The following is a 22,575-nucleotide window of genomic DNA, read 5'->3' as shown; positions in this document are numbered from 1 at the left end:
GAAACGCCGGCGAACCGGTGCGTGGGTTGAAGCAGAGCAAAGGGGACGAGGGACCTCCGGCGGCGCCCGACCGGGGTCGGGTGCTCAGCCGGCCGCGGCGAGCACCGGCACCACGTCGCCGACGACGACCACCGCGGGCGGACGCAGCTCCGCGGCGACGACGTCGGCGGCGACCGTGCCGAGCGTCGAACGGAGCATCCGCTGCGCGCCGGTCGTACCCTCCTGCACGACGGCCGCCGGGGTGTCCGCCGGTCGGCCGTGCGCGACCAGCGTCGCGGCGATCGCGGGCAGGTTCTTCAGCCCCATGAGGATCACCAGCGTGCCGCGGAGCCCGGCCAGGTGCTCCCAGCGCACCAGGGAGGCGGGCGAATCGGGTGCGACGTGCCCGGACACCACGGTGAACTCGTGCGCCACCGCCCGGTGGGTCACCGGCACGCCGGCCGCCGCCGGCACCGCGACCGCACTGGTCACCCCGGGCACCACGGTCACCGGCACGCCCGCCTCGGCGCAGGCCAGCAGCTCCTCGCCGCCACGGCCGAAGACGTACGGGTCACCGCCCTTGAGCCGTACCACGGCCTTCCCGGCGAGCGCGCGGTCGACCAGGATGCGGTTGATCTCCTCCTGCGCCCGGGACGGGCCGTAGGGGATCTTCGAGGCGTCGACCAGCTCGACGTCGGGCCGTAGCTCGTCCAGGAGCAGCCCGGGAACGAGCCGATCGGCGACCACCACCTCCGCCTCGGTGAGCAGGCGCCACCCCTTGAGGGTGATCAGTTCCGGGTCGCCCGGCCCGGCGCCGACCAGTGCCACGCGCCCGCCGGGGGCGTTAACAGGGGACCCCTCCTCTACCGGAGGAGTTAAGAAGGGGCCCTTCCTTGCACTCAGCAGGTCGCGGACCGCGTCGCGCACGGTCATCGCGCGGCGCGGGTCGCCGCCGCCGAGGACCGCCACGGTCACCGGGCCGTGCCGGGTGACGGCGGGCGTCCAGGCCGTCGCCGCGGCCCGGTCGTCGGCACGGACGCAGAAGATCCGCCGCTCGGCGGCCGCCGCGCTGACCGACGCCGCGGCGACCGGGTCGTCGACCGCCACCTGCACCAGCCAGGCGCCGTCCAGGTCCTCCGGCGCGAAGCGGCGCCGCGCCCAGTGCAGCCGGCCGGCGTCGACGTGCGCACGCAGCGCCGGGGTCAACTCCGGCGCGACGAGGAACACGTCCGCGCCCGCGTCGAGCAGCGCCGGCACCCGGCGGGTGGCCACCGCTCCCCCACCCACCACGACCACCCGCCGGCCGGCGAGGCGCAGGCCGAGGGGGTACGGGTTCCGGCTCACGCCGCCGCCCCGCTCCGCACCCCGGCGACGTCGGGCGCCGCGGGGTCGAGCCGCCTGGTCCGCTCGCTCACTTCTCGGCCACCCCCGCCGCGTCGAACGTCGCCACCTCATGCAGCACGCGTACCGCGCCGGTGACCACGGGCAGGGCCAGCAGCGCGCCGGTGCCCTCGCCGAGGCGCAGCCCGAGATCGATCAGCGGGGTCAGCCCCAGCCGGTGCAGCGCCACCGTGGCGCCCGGTTCGGCCGAGCGGTGCCCGGCGACCATCGCGCCGGTGGCGTGCGGGGCGAAGGCCGCGGCGGCCAGCGCGGCGGAGACCGCGATGACCCCGTCCAGCAGCACCGGGACCCGGCGGGCCGCGGCGCCCAGGATCAGCCCGGCCAGGGCGGCGTGCTCCAGGCCGCCCACCGCGGCCAGCACGCCGAGCGGGTCCGCCGGGTCGGGCGCGTGCCGGTGCAGCGCGGCCCGCACCACCTCGATCTTGCGCCGGTACGTGGGATCATCGACCCCGGTACCGCGACCGGTCGCCTCGGCGGGGTCGACCCCGCCGAACGCCGCGACCAGGGCGGCGGCCGGGGTCGTGTTGCCGATCCCCATGTCCCCGGTGAGCAGGATGCCCGCCCCGGCGTCGACCAGGTCGCCGGCGACCCGGATGCCGGTCTCGACGGCGGCCCGCGCCTCGGCACGGGTCAGGGCGGCCTCGACGGTCATGTCCCGGGTGCCGCGCCGGATGTTCGCCTCGACCAGCCGGGGACCGGTGTCCGCGCCCGGGGCGGCGACGGGCGGCGTGGCGACGCCGACGTCCACCACGGTGACCGAGGCGCCGGCCTGCCGGGCGAACGCGTTGACCACCGCGCCGCCGGCCAGGAAGTTGCCGATCATCTGCGCGGTGACCTCCTGCGGCCACGGGGTGACGCCCTGGGCGTGCACGCCGTGGTCCCCGGCGAAGATCGCCACCGCGGCCGGCTCGGGCAGCGGCGGGGGGCAGGCGCCGGCCAGGCCGGCGAGGCGTACCGAAAGTTCCTCCAGCGCGCCGAGCGAGCCGGCCGGCTTGGTGAGCCGGCCCTGCAGGTCGCGGGCGGCCGCCATCGCCGGCTCGTCGAGCGGTCCGATCGCCGCGATCGTCGTCTCCAGCATCACGCCTCCAGGATCTCCGCCAGTACCTCGATGAACGCGTCGGTCGTCGCCTGGTCGCGGACGGCGATCCGCAGCCAGTCCGGGCCGAGCCCGGGGAAGGTGTCGCCCCGGCGTACCGCCCAGCCGCGCTCCCGCAGGGCGACCCGCACGGCGGCGGCACCGGGCGTGTGGATCAGCACGAAGGCGCTGGCCGGCCGGCCCGCGACGCGTACCCCGGGAAGGGCGGTCAGGCGCGCGACCAGATGGTCGCGGTCGGCCGCGAGCCGGGCGGCGATCGCGCGCTCGGCCTCGACCGCCTCGGGCCCGGCGCAGGCGGCGGCGGCGGCGAGGGCCGGCGTGGACACCGGCCACAGCGGCTGCACGGCGGCGAGCCGGTCCAGCAGGGCGGCGTCGCCGAGCAGGTAGCCGATCCGCAGCCCGGCCAGCCCCCAGGTCTTGGTGAGGCTGCGGACCACCAGCAGGCCGGGCAGGTCACGGCGGGCGGCGAGGGACTCCGGCTCGCCGGGGACGCCCGGAGCGGTGGTGGTGTCGGCGAACGCCTCGTCGACGACGAGGATCCGGCCCGGGCGGGCCAGCGCCGCGACGTCGCCGGCGGGGTGCAGCACCGAGGTGGGGTTGGTCGGGTTGCCGATCATGACCAGGTCGGCGTCGGCGGGGATGCGCGCGGGGTCGAGCCGGAACCCCTCGGCCGGGTCGAGCAGCACCCGCTCGACCCGGTGCCCGGCCGCCGTCAGGGCGGCCTCGGGCTCGGTGAACTGCGGGTGCACGACCACCGGGCGGCGGACGCCGCGCAGCGCCTGGGCGATCAGCACGAAGCCCTCGGCGGCGCCGGCGGTCAGCAGCACCTCGGCCGGGGGCCGGCCGTGCCGGGCGGCGACGGCCTCCCGCGCGGACCGGGCGTCCGGGTACGCGGCGAGGTGGCCGAGCGCGGCGGTGATCGGGTCGGCCAGCCAGTCGGGCATCGGGGCGCGGCGCACGTTGACGGCCAGGTCGACCAGGCCCGGGGTGGCCTCCACGTCGCCGTGGTGCCCGAGGTCGGGCTCGTCCACGGCCGCCGCCGTCCCGGCGGGCTCCGCTGTCCCGACGGGTCCCGTCGTGCCGCTCGCGGCGACCCCGTCCCGCGGCCCGGTGGACCCGCCCCGGGCGCCGGGGACGGTGAGCACCACGCCGGAGGGCGCCCCGCTCGGCCCGGGGTGTCCCGACTGCCTCTCACGCATGACCGCGATCCTGCCGGGAAGGCGGCGCGCGGGACAGCGCCACGCGGCGTGGGGCGCGTCACGAGCGCCGCGTTTATGAATATTTCTCAGGTACGAATCGGAAATGTCATAACTTGGCGGTGTGAGCAACCGACCCCTTGCTGCCGCCGGTCGTCTCGTCCCTCTCCTCCGCGCCGGTCTCATCGCCGGCATCGTGGTCGCCGCCGTGGCCTATCCCGTCGCCGCCGCCACCGGCATCGGCGCCAAGGTCACCGCCCACGCCCTGGAGCACAAGACGAAGATCCTCACGACCGCCCTGCCCGCGGAGACCTCGTACCTCTACGCGCCGGACGGCAGGACGGTACTGACGATGTTCTACGAGGAGTACCGGCAGTACACGAAGCTCGCCGACATGTCCCCGAACATCCAGCAGGCGATCGTGGCGGCCGAGGACTCCCGCTTCTACCAGCACCGCGGCGTCGACCCGAAGGGCGTCGCCCGCGCGTTCGTCGCCAACGCCCGGTCCAGCGGCGTCTCCCAGGGCGCGTCCACCCTCACCATGCAGTACGTCCGGATGGCCCTGCGGGACAGCGCGAAGACGCCGAAGGAGGTGCAGGAGGCGACCCAGCAGACCAGCATCCGCAAGGTCCGGGAGATGCGGATGGCCCTGGACCTGGAGAAGGAGTTGAGCAAGGAGCAGATCCTCGAGCGCTACCTCAACTCCGCGTACTTCGGCCACCGCGCGTACGGCATCTACGCCGCCAGCGAGATCTTCTTCTCGAAGACCCCGAAGGACCTCACGCCGGTCGAGGCCGCCACACTCGCCGGGCTCGTCAAGTCACCGTCGCAGTACGACCCGGCCACCTCCGACCAGAAGGACGCCACGGCACGCCGCAACTACGTGCTGGACCGGATGGCCGGGCTCGGCTACCTCTCGCCGGACGCCGCCGCCGCGGCCAGGTCCGAGCCGATCCGGCTGAAGCTCAGCTACCCCTCCAACGACTGCATCTCCGTCCCGGAGAAGTGGAACAGCTGGGGCTTCGCCTGCGACTACCTGAAGAACTGGTGGAGCGCCCAGCCCGCGTTCGGCGACAACCCGCTGGAGCGGATGGACAAGCTCCGCCGGGGCGGATACCGGATCGTGCTGAGCCTGGACCCGAAGATCCAGTCGGCGGCCGAGAAGAACGTCGGCAGCAAGGACAACACCGGCAGCCCGTTCGCCAACGGCATCGTGATCACGGAGCCCGGCACCGGGCGGGTGAAGGCCATGGCGGTGAACCGGACCTACTCCCTCAACCTGGACGAGAACCCGCCCAGCTCCAACCCGGAGGCCGGCCCCAAGGTCAAGGCCAACTACCCGAACACGGTGGCCCCCCTGCTCGGCGGCGGTGACCTGCCGGGCTACCAGGCGGGGTCGACGTTCAAGATGTTCCCGATGCTCGCCGCGCTCGACGCCGGCCTGACCCTGAACACGACCTTCGACGCGCCGCACCGGTACCGGTCGGAGGTCTACAACGGCTGGGCGCCGTCGAACGCCAGCGGCGCGATGTCCGGTACCCAGACCATGTGGTCCGGCTTCGGCAAGTCGGTGAACACGTACTTCGTCTGGCTGGAGGAGCAGGTCGGCGCGGACCGCGCGGTACGCCTCGCCGAACAGTTGGGCCTGCGCTGGCGTACCGACGTGGACCGGGACCACGCGTCCCCGGCCAAGGCGAAGACCTGGGGCGCCTTCACCCTGGGCGTCTCCGACGCCACCCCGCTGGAGATGGCCAACGCGTACGCCGCCGTCGCCGCGGAGGGCCGGTACTGCGAGGCGATGCCGGTGCAGGCGATCTACAACCGGGACGGCACCCCGGCGATGTACCGGACCGCCTCCGGGATCGAGCGGGAGGTCGCCAAGCCGCGCTGCCGCCAGGTGGTCGAAGCCGACGCCGCCCGGGCCGCCACCGACGCCGCGCGGTGCCCCACCGGTGACACCCCGGCGAAGGGCAGCTGCGGGGGCTGGTCGACGGCCGACAGCGTCCGCGGCACGGTCGGCCGGCCGGTCGCCGGCAAGACCGGTACCACCGACAGCACCCGGTCGGCCTGGTTCGTCGGGTTCACCCCGGAGCTGGCGGCGGCGAGCTTCATATCCGATCCGGACAACCCGTTCAACGCGGTGGGTGACGGCCAGTCGCAGATCCCCATCGCGGCGGTCTCGAACACCCTGAAGGAGGCGCTGAAAGGCAAGCCGGTACGCCAGTTCACCCCGCCGTCGGACTCGATCGTCGGCTGAGCGCCGTCGCCGAATCCACCGCCCGGTGGCCGGCGCCGGTGTCGACGCCCCGGCGCGAGCCGCGCCGACACCGGCCCGCTAGTGCAGGTCGGCGGCGACCAGGGACCACAGCTCCAGGTCGACCCGCGCGCCGCGCACGTACCCGGCGTTGCGGAGCAGACCCTCGTAGCTGAAACCGGCCTTCTCGGCGAGCCGCCGCGACGCGACGTTGCCCGGCGCGACGCGCAGCTCGACCCGCTGGAAGCCGTGTTCCAGGAGCAGGGCGATGGCGAGCGCGTCCACCGCCTCGACGGCCAGCCCGAAGCCGCGGGCGTGCGCCGCCATCGCGTACGAGACCTCCGTGCACCGGGCGCCCCAGTCGGTACGCCGCGTCCAGAGGCACCCGACCACCCGGTCGTCCTCCCGCCGGAGCACCGCGTAGTGGTCCCCGTCGCCGCTGTCGCGCCGCTGCCGCGCCAGGTCGGTGCACCAGGCGTGCCCGTCGATCTGGCCGGTCTCCTCCGCCACGGGCAGCCAGCGCTGGGTCTGACGGTCGGCGAAGACCTCGTCAGCCGCCTTCGCGTCGGCCGCCGTCAGGGGCCGCACCTCCGTTCGCGGTGTGGAGACCGTCAGCTCCGGGAACCGGCGGACCGCCACCTGACCGATCACGCGGGGACCCCGCCGGCCGGGGACTCGGCGGGCTCCGCCTGCGCGGCGGCGGCGACCACCCGGGCGGCCAGCCGCGGGTGCGCGGCCCAGTGCAGCGTCAGCTGCGAGGCGTGCACACCCCGCCAGACGAAGCCCTCGGGGGTCCCGCCGTCCCAGGTCCAGGCCGGCCGCTGCCCGGCCCGCGGCGTGAGCACCGCCCGATGCTCCTTGTGTCCGGTCACCGTCGCACCGGCTGCGGCAACCACACTGTCGGTCGCCGCCGTCGCCGTGCGGTAGCCCACCACGAGACCCTCCCGGCTGCTGCCGACCGCGTCGAGCACCCCGCACATGGGAAGGCCGTCCAGCTCCCGGGCCAGCCACAGCAGCCCGGTGCCCTCGGCGACGACCGGGCGGCCGGTGCGGGCCAGCTCGGCGACCGCGATGCAGAGCCGGCGGTTGGCCGACAGGCGCTCGGCGTACGACTCGGGCAGGCCCCCGCCGACGACGAGCGCGCGGGTGCCGGCGGGCAGCGCCTCGTCGTGCAGCGGATCCAGGGTCACCACCTCGGCACCGGCGGCCCGCAGCAACTCGGTCGTCTCGGCGTGGCTGTAGCCGCCGCCGGCGCCCCCGGCCACCGCGATCAGCGGTCGCTCGCCGGTCGCCGGCGCCTCGGCGGCCCCCACCTCGGCCTCCGGCGACCACGCTGCCACGCTCAGCGGCGGCGCGGAGCGCGCCAGCCCCAGCAGCCGTTCCAGGTCGACGGTCGCCGCCACCGCCTCGCCGAGCCGGCGGACCGCCCGGTCGGCCTCGGCGGACGCGGTGACCACCGGCACCGTCCCGTGCCGGCGGGCCGGCAGCACCGGCGGCAGGTCCTGCCGGCGCAGCGCGCCGTAGACCGGCACGCCGACGTCGTCCAGCGCCTCGCGCAGCAACGCCTCGTGCCGCCCGGAGGCGACCCGGTTGAGGATCACGCCGCCCAGCCAGAGCTGCTCGTCGTACGCCCGGAAGCCGTGCACCAGGGCGGCCACCGACTGGCCCATGGCGGCCACGTCGACCACCAGCACGACCGGGCTGCGCAACGCGGTGGCGACCGCCGCGGTCGACTCGGTCTCCGGGTGGCCGGTCAGCGAGTCGTACAGCCCCATGCTGCCCTGCACCACCGCGAGCCCGGCGCCGGCGGCGCCGTGCGCGACCAGCGGGGCGATCCGCTCCGCGCCGACCAGGCGGGGGTCGAGCGTGCGCCCGGGCCGGCCGGCGGCGAGCCCGAGGTAGGCGGCGTCGACCCGGTCCGGCCCGACCTTGAAACCGGCGACCGTCACCCCCCGGTCGGCGAGCGCGGCGAGCAGCCCGATCGCCAGCATGTTCGTCCCATGCCCGGAGGAGGGCGCACTGAGCACCAGGCGCGGCACGACGGTCATCATCGACTCCCTCGCGGGCGGCGGCGGGTACGCGGGGTGGACCGACGGCGCGGTCCGCCCGCGTGACGATAGCGGACGGGACCGACGTGGGAGCGTCACCGCGGCGCCCGGTCGCGTCGCTGCCGGGTCGCGCGGGTCGGTGGCCCAGGTCATACGGGTAATCTGGTGGTCGTGTACCGGTTCCTGCTGACGCCGCGCTGGTTGGGCGCGCTCGCGCTGACCCTGGTCGCGGCGGCGGCGATGGTGCTGCTCGGCAACTGGCAGCTGGACCGCTACCACGAGCGGACGGAGATCAACGAGCGGATCGACGCCGGCCGGCGGATGACGCCGGTGCCGCTGCGCGACGCGGTGGCCGCCCCGGTCGGGGGCGCCGGCACCGCCGGGCAGCCGCCCACCGACGAGCAGACCTGGACGAAGGTCACCGTCACCGGCCGCTACGACGACTCGAACGTGATCCTGGTCCGGGGCCGCTCGGTGGACCGTACGGTCGGCTTCGAGGTGCTCACCCCGCTGGTCCTGGCCGACGGCACCGCCGTCCTGGTGGACCGCGGCTGGATCCCGCCCGCACCCGGGGGCGACGCGACCGCTCAGCCGGCGGTGCCGGCGACGCCCGCCGGTGAGGTGACCGTGATCGGCCGGGTCCGTCCCGGCGAGGGCGGCTCCGTCCCGGTCGCCCGGCGCGACGGCAAGCTCGAGACGCGCCGCATCATGCTGCCCCGGCTGGCCCGCGAGCTGCCCTACCCGGTGCACGGGGCGTACGTGCTGCTCGACGAGCAGACCCCGGCGGCCGATCCGGCCTTCGCGGCGATCCCCGTCGGCTACACGAACAACTGGCAGAACTTCGGCTACGTCGTGCAGTGGTGGATCTTCTCCGGCATGACCCTGTTCGGCTACGGCTTCTTCGCGCGGCGGGAGGCCCGCCGCCGCGCCGGTGTGGCGCCGGAGCGACCCGCCGACCGCGCGGCCGAACCCGCGCCGGCCTGATCGCGTCAGCCGGTGGCGCGGCCGGCGTGGATGGCGCGCACCGCGTCGATCGTGTCCGCCTCCGCCGCGGTCTTGTCGTCCCGGTAGCGCACCACGCGGGCGAAGCGCAGCGCCATCCCGCCCGGGTAGCGGGAGCTGCTCTGCACGCCGTCGAAGGCGATCTCGACGACCTGCTCGGGACGGACCCGCACCACCCAGTCGCCCTTCTCCACCGCCAGGTCGAGGAAACGCCCGGTCTGCCAGCGCAGCAACTCGTCGGTGAGCCCCTTGAAGGTCTTGCCGAGCATGACGAACTCCCCGGTGCGGGGGTCGCGCGCGCCGAGGTGCAGGTTCGACAGCCAGCCCTGGCGTCGGCCGCTGCCCCACTCGACCGCGAGGACCACCAGGTCCAGGGTGTGCCGGGGTTTGACCTTGACCCAGGCGGCACCGCGGCGGCCGGCGTCGTAGGGGGCATCCGGGGACTTCACCACCACCCCCTCCTGCCCGGCGTCGACGGCGGCCGCGAACGCCGCCCCCGCCGCCGCCGGGCCGTCGACCTCCACCCGTCCGACCAGTAGCTGCGGGTCGATCGCGGCGGCCAGCGCAGCCCACCGTTCCCGGCCCGGCCGGTCGATCAGGTCCTCGCCGTCGAGGTGCAGCAGGTCGAAGAAGTACGGCGTGAGCACGGTCTGGCCGGTCGTCCCGGCGGCCGCGAGCACGGCCGGGGCGACCGGGCTGCCGCCGGTGGTGCTGGGTGTCGTGCGGCGCGCCGCCCGACTGGAGGTCTCCTGGAAGGGCAGCGGGCGGCCGGCCGCGTCCAGCCCGATGGCCTCGCCGTCGAGCACCAGCTCACGGGCGGGCAGCGCGCGCACCGCCGCGACCACCTCCGGCACCCGGACGGTGATGTCGTCGAGGCTGCGGGTGAACACGGCGATGTCCTGCCCCGAGCGGTGCACCTGGATGCGGATGCCGTCGAGCTTGACGTCGACCACGGCGGGCACGCCGGTGGCGAGGAGCGCCTCGTCGACCGACGGGGCGCTCTGCGCCAGCATCGGTGCGAGCGGACGCCCGACCTGGAGACCGAACGCGGCCAGCGCGGCCGCGCCGCCGTCGAGCGCCGCCACCGCCACCGCGCGCAGGTCACCGGCGAGCAGCAGGGCCCGGCGGACCGCCGCGACCGGCACCTCCGCGGCGCGGGCCACCGCGTCGGCGAGGAGCCCGGCCTGGGCGCCCTGGCGCAGCTCCCCGCTGAACAGCCCGGTCAGCAGCCGCTGCTCGTCGGCCGTCGCCGACGCGTAGAGCCCGTGCAGCAGCGCGCGGCGTCGGGCCTGGGAGCCCGCCCCGCGAACCGACGAGATGTCCTCGATCGCCGCGTCCACCGCGGCCACCGTCAACGTCGGCGTGTCGGCCGGTGCCGGCAGGTCACGCAGGCTCGCCCAGCCCACCCCGGTCTGACGCTGCCGCAGCTCACCGGCGAGGTAGCCGGAGCCGGCCGCCACCTCGCCCGGCTCGAGGCGCCGCAACGCGTCGGCGAGCAGCTCCACCTTGGCGCGGCGACCGCTGGTCGCGGCGACAGCGGCGGAGGTGGCTGCCAGGTCCAGGAACCGCACGGGCTCCATCCTGCCAGCCACCCCCGACACCACCCGGGCATCCGCGTGGTCAGGCCGAGACGGGCTCCTCGATGCGCAGGCCACGGGCGCGCACCTCGTCGGCGACCCGGGACAGCAGCGAGTCGAGCGCGACCAGGGCGGCGGACAGCTCACCGAGCTGGTCCTTGAGCGTGTCCTCGGGCCACGCGGAGACGTCGACGTCCCCCAGAGCGCTGACGGCGGCCTCCAGGCGGGCCATCACCTCGTTCGTACTCATGTACGAAAGGCTATAACAGCCCCGCGCCCGACACACCGCAAACTCCCAGATGGACCAGGAAGTTACGGATCCGACACCAGGCCCGGCTCAGCTCACCCGCGGGCCGCTCCGGCCACGTTGCGCAGCAGCAGCGCCTCGGCGAGGCAGACCCGGGCGAACTCGCCGAGATGCAGGCTCTCGTTGGGGCCGTGCGCCCGGGCGTGCGGGTCCTCCACACCGGTCACCAGGATCGCGGCGGCCGGGAACATCTCCTGGAACGTGGCGATGAACGGGATCGAGCCGCCCACGCCGATGTCCACCGGGTCGGTGCCGTCCCAGGCGGTGCGGAACGCGGAGCGGGCGGCGTCGAACATCGGGCCGGAGGCGTCGATGACGCACGGGTCGCCGTCGTGCTCGAACGTCACCGTCACCTGGGCGCCCCACGGGGCATGCTTCTCCAGGTGGGCGCGCAGCGCCGGGTACGCCCGCTTGGGGTCGTCGCCCGGCGCGAGCCGCACGCTGAGCTTGGCCTTGGCGGTCGGAACCAGGGCGTTCGGGGCCTCCCCGGTGGCCGGCGCGTCGACGCCGAGCACGGCCAGGGCCGGCTTGGTCCAGAGCCGGTCGGTGATCCGGCCGGTGCCGATGAACTGCACGCCCTCGGCGAGCCCGGCCTCGACGCGGACCCGGTCCTCCGGGTAGTCGACGGCGGCGCCCTCCCGGCCGACCAGCCCGTCGACGGCGACGTTCCCCGCGTCGTCGTGCAGGGTGGCGAGCAGCCGGACCAGCGCGGTGAGCGCGTCCGGCACCGCGCCGCCGAACATGCCGCTGTGCACGGCGTGGTCCAGCGTCCGCACCTCGACGAAGCAGTTCACGATGCCGCGCAGCGACGTGGTCAGCGCCGGCACGCCGATGTCCCAGTTGCCGGAGTCGGCGATCACGATGACATCGGATGCGATCTCGTCCCGGTGCTCGGCCAGCAGTTGCTCCAGGGAGTCGGAGCCGTACTCCTCCTCGCCCTCGATGAAGAGCACCACGCCGACCGGGAGCGCGTCACCGAACGCGCGCAGCGCCGCGACGTGCGCCATGATGCCCGCCTTGTCGTCGGCGGCGCCGCGCCCGTAGAGGCGGCCGTCCCGCTCCACCGGCTCGAACGGGTCCGACTCCCACAGGGACAGGTCGCCGACCGGCTGCACGTCGTGGTGCGCGTAGAGCAGCACCGTCGGCGCGCCGGGCGGGGCGGGCTTCGTCCCGATCACGGCCGGCTGGCCGCCGGAGCGCACGATCTTCACGTCGAGGCCGCAGCCGCGCAGCAGCTCGGCGACCGCCTCGGCGGACCGCTCCACGTGCGAGTGGTCGAAGCCGTCGAACGCGATGCCGGGGATGCGGACGAGGCGTTCGAGGTCGGCGCGGACGCCGGGCAGTTCCCGCTCGACGGCGGCCCGCAGGTCGGACTCGGACATGATCGGTGTGGTCATGACCGGCATCGTATGCCGGCCTTACCCGAGCCGCCCCGCCGCAGGTAGTAGCGGGACCGGTCGTGCGGCAGCTCCGGCGCTCCGTCGACCACCAGGTCGGCCCGTTCCTCGGTGCCGTCGGCGGCGAAGTGGGCCCGCTCGCCCGCGTGCCAGCGGCGCAGCTCGGGGAGGATGCCCGGACCGTCCCGGGCCACCGCGCGGGTGAGCCGCAGCTCCGGCGGGGCGGTGACGAACACGGCCAGGGTCAGGTCGGGCGCCGCCGCGGCGCGCGCCGCGCTCACCCCCTCCAGGAGGAGCACCGGCGTCACCGGCACCGGCACCGGCCGGGGCAGGAACTCCCGGCGGACCCAGCTGTACCGCCGGTACGCCCCCGGCCGGCCCGCGCGGACCGGCGCGAGGACGCACTCCTCCAGCCGGGACCAGAAGGTGAGCTGGTCGTCCCAGCCGTCGAGCAGGTCGTCGGTGTGCACCACCGGTGGCCGGGCGTCGCCGGGCAGCTCGGCGAGGGCGTCCGCGAGCCGCGCGGCGAACCAGCTCTTGCCCGCGCCGCTGGGCCCGTCGACGGCCACCAGCCGGGTCCGTCCCAGCCGCGCCGGGGCCGCCCGCACCCGGCGCGCCAACCGGGCGTACGCCTCCAGCACCGCCACCTCCACGCGCCGACCGTAGCGGGCGGTGCCGACGGGACCGGCGGCCCGTCGCCCGTTCGGGCGGTCGTGGTGGGCAGCCGGACCGTTCCGGCGGCGCAGCCCCGGGCTGGGCGGCATGATCGGCTCGTGTCCCACAGCGTGATGAGTCCGGGCGTCGACGCCCTGCTGGAACAGGCCCGGGCCGGGGTGCGCCGGCTGACCCCGCACCAGGCGGTCGAGGCGGTCCGCACCGGGGCGTTGCTGATCGACATTCGCACCGACGCGCACCGGCGGGAGCAGGGTGACCTGCCCGGCGCGATCGTCATCGACCGCACGGTCCTGGAGTGGCGGCTGGACCCGGCGAGCGCCTGGCGGATCCCCGAGGCCACCGGGTACGACCTGAAGATCGTGGTGGTGTGCCGCCAGGGCTACAGCTCCAGCCTCGCGGTGGCGAGCCTGCGGGCGCTCGGTCTGCACCGGGCCACCGACGTCATCGGTGGCGTGGACGGGTGGCGGGAGGCGGGACTGCCGATGTCCGACCGCCCCGCCGACGTCCGCTACTGACCGCCGGCCATCAGCTCCAGACTCCTCCGCGCGTACGCGGTGAGCAGGGCCTCAGCCGCGGACTCCTCGGGGACGGATGGGGCGTCCAACGAGATCGTGACGGATACCCGGGCCGGCCCCGCCGCCACCATGAGGTCGTCGATGCGAAGGGTGGTTTCACCCCCGAACTGCTCGTTCGGATGGGTGATCGGCTTACCGAACTTGATCCAGGCCCGGTCTCCCACACCGCTCAACTGCCTGGCGTTCTTCGGCAGCCCGATGTCCGCCGGTTCGGCCCGCTCGACGGTGGTGCTGATCCTGACCAGGATCAACGTCCGTCGGTCCGTGCTGCCAGCGCCGGCGTGGCACATGCCGTGGTTCTCCTTACCGGGCAGCGGCTCGAAGGTCTTGAGCTTCGGCGGCACCCCCGCCAACTCCTGGAGCCAGGCATGGTCGAGGCGCTCGCAGAGGTTGTCCACGATCTGGTAGGCGGCCAACGGGGTCGCCGGAGCGCTCGGCGCGACGGGTTCCGCGGAAGGTACTTTCGCGCAGGCGGACAGGGCTAGCAGAAGGAGCGCGAGAGTGCTCCTGCCAGCGATGGTCATCGTCACCGAGGGAGGATTCCACACCCGACGAACAGGCGCTGTCCCGCTCGCTGTCCCCAGGTACGACGCGTCACCCGATCGGGGCGCCCGGCGGGATGAACGGGAGGCCGGAGGGCGGGCCGGCCTCGATGAGCCGCCAGAGCGCGTCGGTGTCCAGGTGCTCCTCGACGAGGTCGCCGAGCAGGTCCAGCGAACCTTCGCGGGCGGCGGCGAAGGACGTGTCCGGGGCGACCCGGAAGCCGCCCCGCCCGGCCTGCCGGGCCACCTCGGTCAGGAAGCGGCGGCGGAAGGCGTCCGACTCGAACGCGCCGTGCCAGTGCGTCCCGTACACCGCCCCGGCGACCGCGCCCTCGCCGGCACCGTCGGCGTACGCGAGCAGCGGGGTGAGGTCCGGGTCGGCGGACGAGACGTACCCGTGGTGGATCTCGTAGCCGCGGACCGGGACACCGCCCCACGCCGTGCCGGCCGACTGGCGCACGGTCTTGCGGGGGTCGAAGGTGACCTCGATCGGCAGCAGTCCGAGGCCGGGAACGCTGCCCCGCCGGCTCTCCACCGGGTCGTGGATCGCGCGGGCGAGCATCTGGAACCCGCCGCAGACGCCGAGCAGGGGGCGCCCGGCGGCGGCGTGGGCCAGCACCGCGTCGGCCAGCCCGGTCTCCCGCAACCAGGCCAGGTCCGCCACGGTCGACTTCGAACCGGGCAGCACGACCAGGTCGGCGGCGGCGAGTTCGGCCGGCTCGACGGTGAGGCGCACCCGCACGCCGGGTTCGGTGGCGAGCGCCTCGACGTCGGTGGCGTTGCTGATCCTGGGCAGCCGGACCACGGCCACGTCCAGCCACTCGTCGCCGCGCGGGCCGGCCGGACGGCCCAGCACCCGCCCGTACGCGAGCGAGTCCTCCGCGTCCAGCCAGAGGTCGAGCGCCCAGGGCAGCACCCCGTACGTGGGGCGGCCGGTGACCTGGCGCAGCATGTCCAGCCCCGGCCGGAGCAGCCCCAGGTCGCCGCGGAACTTGTTGACGACGAAGCCGGCGATCAGGGCCTGGTCGGCCGGGTCGAGCAGGGCGACGGTGCCGAACATCGCGGCGAACACGCCACCCCGGTCGATGTCACCGACCACGATCGTGGGTAGGCCGGCGTGCCGGGCCAACCCCATGTTGACGTAGTCGCCGGCCCGCAGGTTGACCTCCGCCGGGCTGCCCGCCCCCTCGCAGATCACCACGTCGTACGCCGCCCGCAGCTCGGCCAGCGCCGCGTACGCGGTCTCGGCGAGGCGGGGGCGCAGCTGCCGGAACGTGCCGGCCGTGATCGTGTCGACGGCCTCGCCCAGCAGCACGACCTGGCTGGCGAGGTCGCTGCCCGGCTTGAGCAGCACCGGGTTGAACCGCAGGTCCGGCGGGACCCCGCAGGCGGCCGCCTGCATGGCCTGGGCACGCCCGATCTCCCCGCCGCGCCCGTCCGGGCCGACCACCACGGCGGAGTTGTTCGACATGTTCTGCGCCTTGAACGGCGCGACCTTCACGCCCCGCCGGTGCAGCCAGCGGCAGATGCCGGCGGTGAGCACGCTCTTGCCCGCGTCGGACGTGGTGCCGGCGACCAGCAGGCCGCCGCTCACCGCCCGCTCCCCCGCTCGCTCGTGCTGCCCGCGCCCGCGTCGGGCCCGCGGCCGGCCCGGAGGGCGGATGCCGGGGCGACCCGGCCCGTCCGGGCGCCGGTTCCCACCGCGCCGCGGCCGGCGCGGGCGCCCAGCCCTGCCGCGAGCCGGCGTCCGGCGGCGGCGGCCAGGCGGCCGGCGGTCAGCGGGTACGCCGCCGCGAGCCCCAGCGCGGCGAGCCCCACCGCACCGGAGATCCGGGCAGCCCGGGGCAGGTGGCGGGCCTCCGGACGCGGCCCGTCACCGAGGTACGGGCGGACCTCGGAGCGGCCGAAGTAGACGTTGCGACCGCCGAGCCGGACGCCCAGCGCCCCGGCCATCGCCGCCTCGCACTGCCCCGCGTTGGGGCTGGGATGGTCGTTGCGGTCCCGGCGCCAGATCCGCCAGGTCCGCGCCCGGTCGCCGTGCGCCACCGGGGCCACGGCCACCGTCAGCAGCCCGGTCAGCCGGGCCGGGACGAGGTTGAGCACGTCGTCGAGGCGCGCGGCCGGCGTCCCGAACCGGGCGTACCGGGGCGAGCGGTGGCCGACCATCGCGTCGAGCGTGTTCGCCGCGCGGTAGCCGAGCAGGCCGGGCAGGCCGGCGACCGCGCCCCAGAAGAGGGGCGCGACGACCGCGTCGGAGGTGTTCTCGGCGACCGACTCGACGGTGGCGCGCGCCAGTTCGGGCTCGTCCAGCGCCGACGGGTCCCGCCCGCACAGGTGACCGAGCCGCTGCCGGGCTCCCGGCAGGTCGCCGTCGCGCAGCGCCCGGCCCATCACCGTGGCCTCGCGCCGCAGGGTACGCCCGCCGAGCACCGTCCACGTTCCGGCTGCCACGAGGACGGCGCGGGCCAACGGACGCCGCCGGGTGGCGACCGTCGCCGCCGCCCCGAGCAGCACCGGCGCGCCCACCGCCAATGCCGCGTACGCCGCACCGGCTGTCCGCTCGGGCCGGTAGATCCGCCGTTCCAGGGCACCGGCCGCGCGGCCGAACCCGGCCACGGGGTGCCACCGGCGCGGGTCGCCGATCAGGGCATCCAGCGCGTACCCCGCGACCAGTCCCGCCGCGGTCGCCACCGGCGTCGCCTGCCGCACCGGCCATCACCTCCGGCCGGCCAGCCTAACCGAGCCCTCCCCCGCCCCCTCCCGCCCGCCGCCCCGACCGATCACGATGTGTAGCGACCACCGCGCACCCGCACCGCCCGCCTACCCGCCCATGATCGAATACGTTCCACCGACTCGACACGCCGCCACGACAGCCGCTGAGCCATATCCGATCATGACGATCGCCCGAGCTCGGTCCGCCGGCCTGCGGGGTGACGGCGGCAACCGCCGCCACCCCGCCCCCGTTCGCCCCAGCGACCGGGCAGCCCAGCCCCGGACGGTCCCGACCCGACGCAGAGCCACCCCGACACAGGGCTGACCCAACGCAGAGCCACCCCGACGCAGAGCCACCCGACGCAAGGCCACCCCGACGCAGGGCCGACCGAGCGTGCAGAGCCACGCCGCGCAGAGCCGACCCCGGTCAGGCCGGCGTCGGCACCCGGTTTCGGCCTCGCCGGCCCCGACCACCGGCAACCGGCCCGGCCTCGGACCCGCCGAGCGGGTCCGTCTCACCGAGCGGGTCCGTCTCACGGTCCGCCGCACCGAGCCGATCCGTCTCCCCGACCAGGTCCGCCGTCCCGTGCAGGCCCGGCTCGGGAGCACCGGCCGGGCCCGCGTCCTCGCCGGAGTCCTCGGTCAGGTCGGAGTCGTCGTCCTCCGGGTCGGGCTCGGCCGGCGCGGCTTCCAGCGGGCCGTCCAGCGGGTCCATCCCGCTGAAGCTCAGCGACTCGGACCGGCTTCGCGCCGCCGCGAACTCGGGCAGCTCGAAGTCGTCGTCGAGCGGCCGGGCATCGGGCAGGGCCGGCGCCTCGGCGGGCGGCACCAGCTCGGTCGGCTCGCCGTGGACGCGCCGCTCGGCCTCGGCGTCCTCCACGGCGCTGGTCGCCCTCGTCGGGCGGTTGCGCAGGAACCGGCCGCGCCCCCGGGAGAGGTCGTGCCCCACGGCGACGGCCTCCAGCTCGTAGAGGGTGCGGTGGTTGCCGGCGTCGTCGGTCCAGTCGCGGGTGTAGAGCCGCCCGCACACGATCACCGGGTCGCCGACCATCACCGAGGCGGCGACGCCCTCGGCCAGCTTCCGCCAGCAGTTCACGCGGACGCGGAGGCTGTTCCCGTCCACCCAGCGGCCGCTGTCGCGGTCGAGGCGGCGGGCGGTGGAGGCGACCTTGAAGTTGGCCACCAGGGTCTGGCTCTGGGTGGTACGGCGCCACTCGGGTGTGGTGAGCACGTTGCCCACGATCGTGACGTAGGTGTCGAACATCGTCCCTCCAGGGGAGATCGGGCTTGCCATCAGCGAGTCGACTCGGCATCGAGCCTGGCCGCCGCGGACGTACACCGCGATCCCGGAGCACCGATCTGTGGACAGCGAGGCCGCCTGTGGACAACAACCTGATCAAGGCCCCGGTGTGCTAAGGCCTGTGTCGAGACACGCAGGCCGGCCGCGGGGGTCGATCACGTTCCGGACCGGAAGCCGTTGGGTATGGCTTTGATCAACGGCACAGCACCCCGAACGAAAGGTCAGCGATCATGACGACGACCACCACCGGCACCCGGCGGAGCCAGCGATGAGCGCCGTGACCAATCCGGCCACCGTCGCGGAGTGCCTGCGCGTCGGAGCGGGCTTCTCGCAGAGCGACCGGGCCTGGATCGCGGAACAGTTCGCCACCCTCGACGCCCGGCTGGCCGGCTTCCACGCCGACGCCACCGAACTGGAGGTGTCGGTCAAGGACCGCGCGGCCAAGGGCCAGAAGGTCACCCTGGAGTGCTGGATCGCCGGCCGGCAGAAGATCGTCACCACCTCCACCGAGGAGGACCTGCACGCCGCGCTGAACGACGTGCGCGACGACCTGCGGCGCCGGCTGAACGACGCGAAGACCCGCCAGGAGCCCCGGCACAACAAGCACCTGCGCGACACCGGGCCGCAACCGGACGACCAGCAGGTCGGCAACACCGAGCCGGCCCGCGCCGACGCCGAGACGGCCTGAGACGTACGCCCTCCTCCGCCCGCCACGCGGAGGAGGGCTACCGCCGGGTAGCTTGCGGGCGTACCGTCGCTGTCGTGGAACCGGACGTGCTGGGGCCGCCGTACGAGCGGCACACGATCGACCTGGGCACCGACGACGAGGGCCCGGTGGTGGCCACCCTGGTCCGCCGCCGCGCCGACCGGCCCACCCGGCGGGCCGTGCTCTACGTCCACGGCTTCGTCGACTACTTCTTCCAGACCCACCTGGCCGACTTCTTCGTCGAGCGGGGCTGGGACTTCTACGCGCTGGACCTGCGGAAGTACGGGCGCAGCCTGCTCCCGCGCCAGACGCCGAACTTCTGCCTCGACCTCGACGAGTACCTTCCCGAGCTGGACGCGGCCGCCGAGATCATCCGCGAGGACGACGGGCACGACATCGTGCTCGGCATTGGTCACTCCACCGGCGGCCTGATCATCTCGCTCTGGGCGCACGCCCGACGCGACGCCGGCCTGGTCGACGGGCTCTTCCTCAACAGCCCCTTCTTCGACCTCAACCTTCCGTGGGTGCTGCGGCGACCCGGCGCGGCCGCCGTCGCGCGCCTGGCCCGCAGCGCGCCCAGGCGCGTCATCCGCGCCGGCCTCGGCACGGTGTACGGCGAGAGCCTCCACGCCGACCACCGCGGCGAGTGGAGGTACGACCTGGCCTGGAAACCGCTCGCCGGGTTCCCGGTGCGGGCCGGTTGGCTGGCCGCGATCCGCCGGGGCCAGCAGCGGCTCCGGGCCGGTCTCGACATCCCGGTGCCGGTGCTGGTCGCCGCGTCCACGCGGAGCTTCAAAGGGCTCAAGTGGCAGGACGGGGCCTCCCTCGCCGACGCCGTGCTGGACGTGGAGCACATGGTCCGCTGGGCGCCCCGGCTGGGCCGGCACGTCACCCTGGCCCGCTTCGACGGCGGCCTGCACGACCTCACGCTCTCCGGCCCCGCCGTACGCGAGAAGGTCCTCGCCGAGGTGGGGCGCTGGGCCGACGCCTTCCTCGGCGCCGGGCCGACGGTCACGGCGGAGGAGCGCGCGGCGGTGGAGGGCGCACCGCCGGCGCCCCGCCGGCCGGAGGCGGAGGCCGCCGTACCGCAGGGCTGAGCCGGGTTCAGCCAGCGAGGTCGGCGACGGCCGCCCGGATGGTGTCGAACGTGGCCAGCGGGTGGCCGCTCCCGTCGGCGGGGAGCACCAGGCCGAGGCAGCTCAGCTCGACCTCGCCGGCGCTTCCGGCGAGCACCGCGAAGACGGGCGCGCCCACGTACCCGTCGGGCAGGTCGGCGGTGAGCCGGACGGTGTCGCCGTCCCGCGCGTACCGTTCGATGGCCACCTCCAACGGCCGCGCGCCGCCCTCGCCGACGCCCAGCGCGAGGACGATGGCGGAGCCCGGCTCCGCGCCGATACCGGCGATCGCGTCGCTGTCGGCGGCGATCACCTCCGGCACCTGTTGGGTACGCCACCGCCAGCCCGCGCCCTCCGCCAGCTCGTGCAGCCCGGCGGTCGGCATGGCCGCCGCACCGGCGCCCGGCCGGCTCCACCGCCCGACGAAGTCCGGCACGGTGAGCGCGTCCCCGGCGACGTCCGCCGGCTCGGTCAGGCTGGGTCGCAACCCGACCTCGCCGGTCGCGGACCGCGTGAGCGCGTCCGCCGTCAGCAGGTACTCCCCGCCGTCGGCCGTCGCGAAGAAGAACGCCGTCCCGAGGCCGTCGCCCGCGCGGACCGGCAGGACCGCACGCCCGACGAGCTGGCACAACTCGTACGCGACGTCACTCTCGGTGTCCGGATCAAGCAGCACGACGCCGAGCGTACGACGGGGCGACGACCCGGCGGGCGGCCGGGACAATCCGGGTGACCTGCGGCGCTGGCCGTGGCAGGCTGGGCCGTCGACGTGGCCGGCGCCACCCGTTCCCCCGCTGACCGGGGGCGCGGCGGTACCCTTCTCGCGCGAGATCCACGACACGCGCCCGTAGCTCAGCGGATAGAGCAGGGGACTTCTAATCCCAAGGCCGCAGGTTCGAATCCTGCCGGGCGCGCTCTTTCAGAGCAGCTTTGACCTCCCTGGCGGTTCGGCTCAGGGCGGGCAGGGTTCCCGTCGCAATGCCGCATCCGGCTCGTCGGCGGCATCCCATGCCGGGTTGAGTGCCAACGGCAGGGCTGGCGCCTGCCATGCCCCGGCGAACCGCTGGAGGGCCGAGTATTCCCAACGGAGCAGGTTGCTCGGCGGCTTGCCGGTGAGGTGGTCGGCCAGGTGGCGCAGTCCGGCCGGCCGGTCGATCAGGTGGCCGTGGAAGCCGGGCATCTGGATCACGGGTATCTGGGCGTTGAGTTCCGCCGGGACCGTGATGGCGTCGACGATTGGCAGTAGCGCGATCATCCGCACGCCCGGCACCGGGCAGAGCAGGTGGTTGCGGTAGAACGGCGCGTCGTCCAGCAGGGAGCGGATGAACGGAGAGTCGGGAGTGTCCGGTGCCTCGCTGGTGGCTTCCATCAGCTTGAACATGCCGCGCAGCTGCCAACCGGTGGCGATGCCCCAGCCCGAACGAGCCTGCGGCGGCGGGTAGTAGGCACGCCCGGCCCGCAGGATCGGGCTGTCCAGGACCACCGTGTCGACTGCGGGGTGTGGGTAGCGTTCCAGGTAGTAGCGGACGACGAGGGCGCCTTCGCTCTGCCCGACCAGTGAGACCGGCTTACCGCTACGCGAGTGAAGCTGATCCACCTGCATGGCGAGCAGTTGGGCGCTGGTGGACAGCGACTGGTGGGTGTCGACCGGCGAGTAGAACACCGGCTTCCCGTGGTGGTCGGTGCCCCGGTACGAGAAGCGCACGATGGGAGGCTGGGACTCTGACGGGTCGCCATGGTGGGCCGAGTTGTAGCCGCCGAGGAAGATCACCGGGTGGCCGATGTCCCCGAACTCTGGCAGGGCGTCGATGGGTTGCAGCGACTGGCCGGCGCCGCGAGCCCCGAGGTCCTCGACGTATTCGACCAACAGCAGGCTGCTCACCACCAAGGCGACGACCAGCGGCGTTACGGGCACCCGGGACCACCGCACCCGTTGCTGGAGCACCGTGGCGCGCACCTTCCGCTGCCACAGCAGGCCGTTGACCGATCCGGCCAGGGCGGCTGCCGGTACCGTCAACCAGTCCGGGACGGACCAGACGAGCGCGGCGCCCGCGGTGAGGGTCACGAAGTTGAGCAGCGACCAGCCGACCGTGGCGGCCGACGGCAGGCCGCGCCACCAGTCCGGCACGATCCCGCCCCGCTGTAGCAGCGGGGCCAGGATCATCACCGGCACCAGCACAAGGAACTGGAAGTAGGCCAGCGAGACGTCCGAGGCGACCACGGCTAGCGCGGTCCACGGCGAGAGAATCACGACGACGACGGCCGCGAAGGTCAGGTTGCGCCTGGCCAGCCGGCGAAACGACGGGCGCGGCCGCTCGGCCGGCCAGGCGAGCGCAACCAGTACGGCCGAGAACAGTCCGCGGAACACGATGGCGCCCAGCAGCAGTCCGGCGAACATGGCCCAGGAGTTGTGATAGACCAGCACCCAGCGCAGGTCGAAGAACGCCCCGTACGGCGTGATCGCACTGGCCTGGGGCGCCAGGCCGAACGCCGAGGTGAAGTTGACGGCGTACAACACGGCCGCCACGGCCGCCGCCGGCGCGGCGGTCAGGACGAGCAGCCACAGCAGACGTACTCGCTCAGGGCGCACCGTTCCTCCCTTCCGTCGGCCGGGCGGAGGGTACGAGACCGGTTGGGATGAACTTACCGTTTTATGACTATCCACGGACCAAATAGGCGAGCCCGGGTCAGGCTGC

18 protein-coding genes, 1 tRNA gene and 2 pseudogenes are annotated in these 22,575 nt (G+C 74.8%); 6 read left to right on the top strand and 15 right to left on the bottom strand.

All coding sequences use genetic code 11. The annotated features are described in order from the left end of the window. Positions 1 to 84 precede the first annotated feature (84 nt). The 3 genes from cobA to cobC all read right to left on the bottom strand — a co-directional run bounded on the left by cobA (position 85) and on the right by cobC (position 3,675). The gene (gene cobA, locus GKC29_RS10465) at positions 85 to 1,323 is read right to left on the bottom strand and encodes a uroporphyrinogen-III C-methyltransferase (protein ID WP_155330634.1); all 1,239 of its coding nucleotides are present in this window, start codon (positions 1,321 to 1,323) and stop codon (positions 85 to 87) included. A 67-nt stretch (positions 1,324 to 1,390) separates the two neighbouring features. Further along, complete coding sequence (gene cobT, locus GKC29_RS10460; RefSeq protein WP_155334074.1) at positions 1,391 to 2,458, bottom strand: nicotinate-nucleotide--dimethylbenzimidazole phosphoribosyltransferase; 1,068 nt, start codon at positions 2,456 to 2,458, stop codon at positions 1,391 to 1,393. Further along, positions 2,458 to 3,675 (bottom strand): Rv2231c family pyridoxal phosphate-dependent protein CobC, encoded by a 1,218-nt coding sequence (gene cobC / locus GKC29_RS10455; protein ID WP_155330633.1) that lies wholly within the window; start codon positions 3,673 to 3,675, stop codon positions 2,458 to 2,460. The genes cobT and cobC overlap by 1 nt, the downstream gene beginning before the upstream one ends. A 121-nt stretch (positions 3,676 to 3,796) precedes the next feature. Between cobC and GKC29_RS10450 the strand changes: the two genes are divergently transcribed. Next, positions 3,797 to 5,929: a transglycosylase domain-containing protein gene (locus GKC29_RS10450; RefSeq protein ID WP_155330632.1), complete on the top strand. Its 2,133-nt coding sequence runs from the start codon at positions 3,797 to 3,799 to the stop codon at positions 5,927 to 5,929. Between the two features lie 78 nt (positions 5,930 to 6,007). Here GKC29_RS10450 and GKC29_RS10445 read toward each other — a convergent pair whose 3' ends face one another. Next, positions 6,008 to 6,577: a GNAT family N-acetyltransferase gene (locus GKC29_RS10445; protein WP_155330631.1), complete on the bottom strand. Its 570-nt coding sequence runs from the start codon at positions 6,575 to 6,577 to the stop codon at positions 6,008 to 6,010. After that, positions 6,574 to 7,974 (bottom strand): cobyrinate a,c-diamide synthase, encoded by a 1,401-nt coding sequence (locus GKC29_RS10440; protein ID WP_155330630.1) that lies wholly within the window; start codon positions 7,972 to 7,974, stop codon positions 6,574 to 6,576. Before GKC29_RS10440 ends, GKC29_RS10445 begins: the two co-directional genes overlap by 4 nt. A 165-nt stretch (positions 7,975 to 8,139) precedes the next feature. On the opposite strand from GKC29_RS10440, the gene GKC29_RS10435 reads away from it, so the two are divergent. Further along, positions 8,140 to 8,958: an SURF1 family protein gene (locus GKC29_RS10435; RefSeq protein WP_155330629.1), complete on the top strand. Its 819-nt coding sequence runs from the start codon at positions 8,140 to 8,142 to the stop codon at positions 8,956 to 8,958. Between the two features lie 5 nt (positions 8,959 to 8,963). On the opposite strand, the gene GKC29_RS10430 is transcribed toward GKC29_RS10435, so the two are convergent. The 4 genes and pseudogenes from GKC29_RS10430 to GKC29_RS10415 all read right to left on the bottom strand — a co-directional run. Beyond that, on the bottom strand, positions 8,964 to 10,547 hold the full coding sequence (locus tag GKC29_RS10430) for an ATP-dependent DNA ligase (protein ID WP_155334073.1): 1,584 nt from the start codon (positions 10,545 to 10,547) through the stop codon (positions 8,964 to 8,966). 49 nt (positions 10,548 to 10,596) lie between these two features. Then, positions 10,597 to 10,803 (bottom strand): hypothetical protein, encoded by a 207-nt coding sequence (locus GKC29_RS10425; protein WP_155330628.1) that lies wholly within the window; start codon positions 10,801 to 10,803, stop codon positions 10,597 to 10,599. Between the two features lie 92 nt (positions 10,804 to 10,895). Beyond that, positions 10,896 to 12,242 carry a dipeptidase gene (locus GKC29_RS10420; RefSeq protein ID WP_196255904.1) on the bottom strand — a complete coding sequence of 449 codons (1,347 nt, stop codon included), beginning with the start codon at positions 12,240 to 12,242 and terminating at the stop codon, positions 10,896 to 10,898. Then, positions 12,232 to 13,039 (bottom strand): annotated as a pseudogene (locus GKC29_RS10415) (uridine kinase); the annotation flags it as partial. The gene GKC29_RS10420 and the pseudogene GKC29_RS10415, both read right to left, overlap by 11 nt. A gap of 6 nt (positions 13,040 to 13,045) precedes the next feature. Here GKC29_RS10415 and GKC29_RS10410 point away from each other — a divergent pair. Then, the gene (locus GKC29_RS10410; RefSeq protein ID WP_155334072.1) at positions 13,046 to 13,447 is read left to right on the top strand and encodes a rhodanese-like domain-containing protein; all 402 of its coding nucleotides are present in this window, start codon (positions 13,046 to 13,048) and stop codon (positions 13,445 to 13,447) included. On the opposite strand, the gene GKC29_RS10405 is transcribed toward GKC29_RS10410, so the two are convergent. The 4 genes and pseudogenes from GKC29_RS10405 to GKC29_RS10390 all read right to left on the bottom strand — a co-directional run bounded on the left by GKC29_RS10405 (position 13,441) and on the right by GKC29_RS10390 (position 18,025). Continuing rightward, complete coding sequence (locus tag GKC29_RS10405; RefSeq protein ID WP_155330626.1) at positions 13,441 to 14,037, bottom strand: hypothetical protein; 597 nt, start codon at positions 14,035 to 14,037, stop codon at positions 13,441 to 13,443. The two genes, GKC29_RS10410 and GKC29_RS10405, sit on opposite strands and share 7 nt — an antisense overlap. A 64-nt stretch (positions 14,038 to 14,101) precedes the next feature. After that, positions 14,102 to 15,643, bottom strand: a complete 1,542-nt coding sequence (locus tag GKC29_RS10400) for a cobyric acid synthase (RefSeq protein WP_155330625.1) — start codon at positions 15,641 to 15,643, stop codon at positions 14,102 to 14,104. 110 nt (positions 15,644 to 15,753) lie between these two features. Further along, positions 15,754 to 16,758, bottom strand: a pseudogene (locus GKC29_RS10395) (cobalamin biosynthesis protein); the annotation flags it as partial. Positions 16,759 to 17,188: 430 nt separating this feature from the next. Then, positions 17,189 to 18,025, bottom strand: a complete 837-nt coding sequence (locus tag GKC29_RS10390) for a single-stranded DNA-binding protein (RefSeq protein WP_230688983.1) — start codon at positions 18,023 to 18,025, stop codon at positions 17,189 to 17,191. Between the two features lie 304 nt (positions 18,026 to 18,329). Between GKC29_RS10390 and GKC29_RS10385 the strand changes: the two genes are divergently transcribed. Beyond that, entirely contained in the window at positions 18,330 to 18,749 is a 420-nt protein-coding gene (locus GKC29_RS10385) for an HPF/RaiA family ribosome-associated protein (protein WP_155330623.1), read from the top strand. A gap of 74 nt (positions 18,750 to 18,823) precedes the next feature. After that, positions 18,824 to 19,864 (top strand): alpha/beta hydrolase, encoded by a 1,041-nt coding sequence (locus GKC29_RS10380; RefSeq protein WP_155330622.1) that lies wholly within the window; start codon positions 18,824 to 18,826, stop codon positions 19,862 to 19,864. A gap of 7 nt (positions 19,865 to 19,871) precedes the next feature. Here the strand turns inward: GKC29_RS10380 and GKC29_RS10375 are convergent, their stop codons facing one another. Further along, entirely contained in the window at positions 19,872 to 20,555 is a 684-nt protein-coding gene (locus tag GKC29_RS10375) for a hypothetical protein (protein WP_155330621.1), read from the bottom strand. Between the two features lie 165 nt (positions 20,556 to 20,720). Here GKC29_RS10375 and GKC29_RS10370 point away from each other — a divergent pair. Continuing rightward, positions 20,721 to 20,793: transfer RNA gene (locus GKC29_RS10370), tRNA-Arg, on the top strand. Between the two features lie 38 nt (positions 20,794 to 20,831). On the opposite strand, the gene GKC29_RS10365 is transcribed toward GKC29_RS10370, so the two are convergent. Next, complete coding sequence (locus GKC29_RS10365) at positions 20,832 to 22,469, bottom strand: triacylglycerol lipase (protein ID WP_155330620.1); 1,638 nt, start codon at positions 22,467 to 22,469, stop codon at positions 20,832 to 20,834. Between the last annotated feature and the right edge of the window lie 106 nt (positions 22,470 to 22,575).

This window comes from Micromonospora sp. WMMC415 (genome assembly GCF_009707425.1).
In the GTDB taxonomy this organism is placed as follows: Bacteria; Actinomycetota; Actinomycetes; order Mycobacteriales; family Micromonosporaceae; genus Micromonospora.
The sequence above is the reverse complement of the archived record's forward strand: the minus strand, read 5'-3'. Positions and strand labels throughout refer to the sequence as shown.

Coding starts and splice junctions, on each gene's coding strand:
- cobT (WP_155334074.1), bottom strand. CDS start 2,458: ATGCTGGAGACGACGATCGCGGCGATCGGACCGCTCGACGAGCCGGCG.
- cobC (WP_155330633.1), bottom strand. CDS start 3,675: ATGCGTGAGAGGCAGTCGGGACACCCCGGGCCGAGCGGGGCGCCCTCC.
- GKC29_RS10440 (WP_155330630.1), bottom strand. CDS start 7,974: ATGACCGTCGTGCCGCGCCTGGTGCTCAGTGCGCCCTCCTCCGGGCAT.
- GKC29_RS10425 (WP_155330628.1), bottom strand. CDS start 10,803: ATGAGTACGAACGAGGTGATGGCCCGCCTGGAGGCCGCCGTCAGCGCT.
- GKC29_RS10420 (WP_196255904.1), bottom strand. CDS start 12,242: ATGTCCGAGTCCGACCTGCGGGCCGCCGTCGAGCGGGAACTGCCCGGC.
- GKC29_RS10410 (WP_155334072.1), top strand. CDS start 13,046: ATGAGTCCGGGCGTCGACGCCCTGCTGGAACAGGCCCGGGCCGGGGTG.
- GKC29_RS10390 (WP_230688983.1), bottom strand. CDS start 18,025: ATGTTCGACACCTACGTCACGATCGTGGGCAACGTGCTCACCACACCC.
- GKC29_RS10385 (WP_155330623.1), top strand. CDS start 18,330: ATGAGCGCCGTGACCAATCCGGCCACCGTCGCGGAGTGCCTGCGCGTC.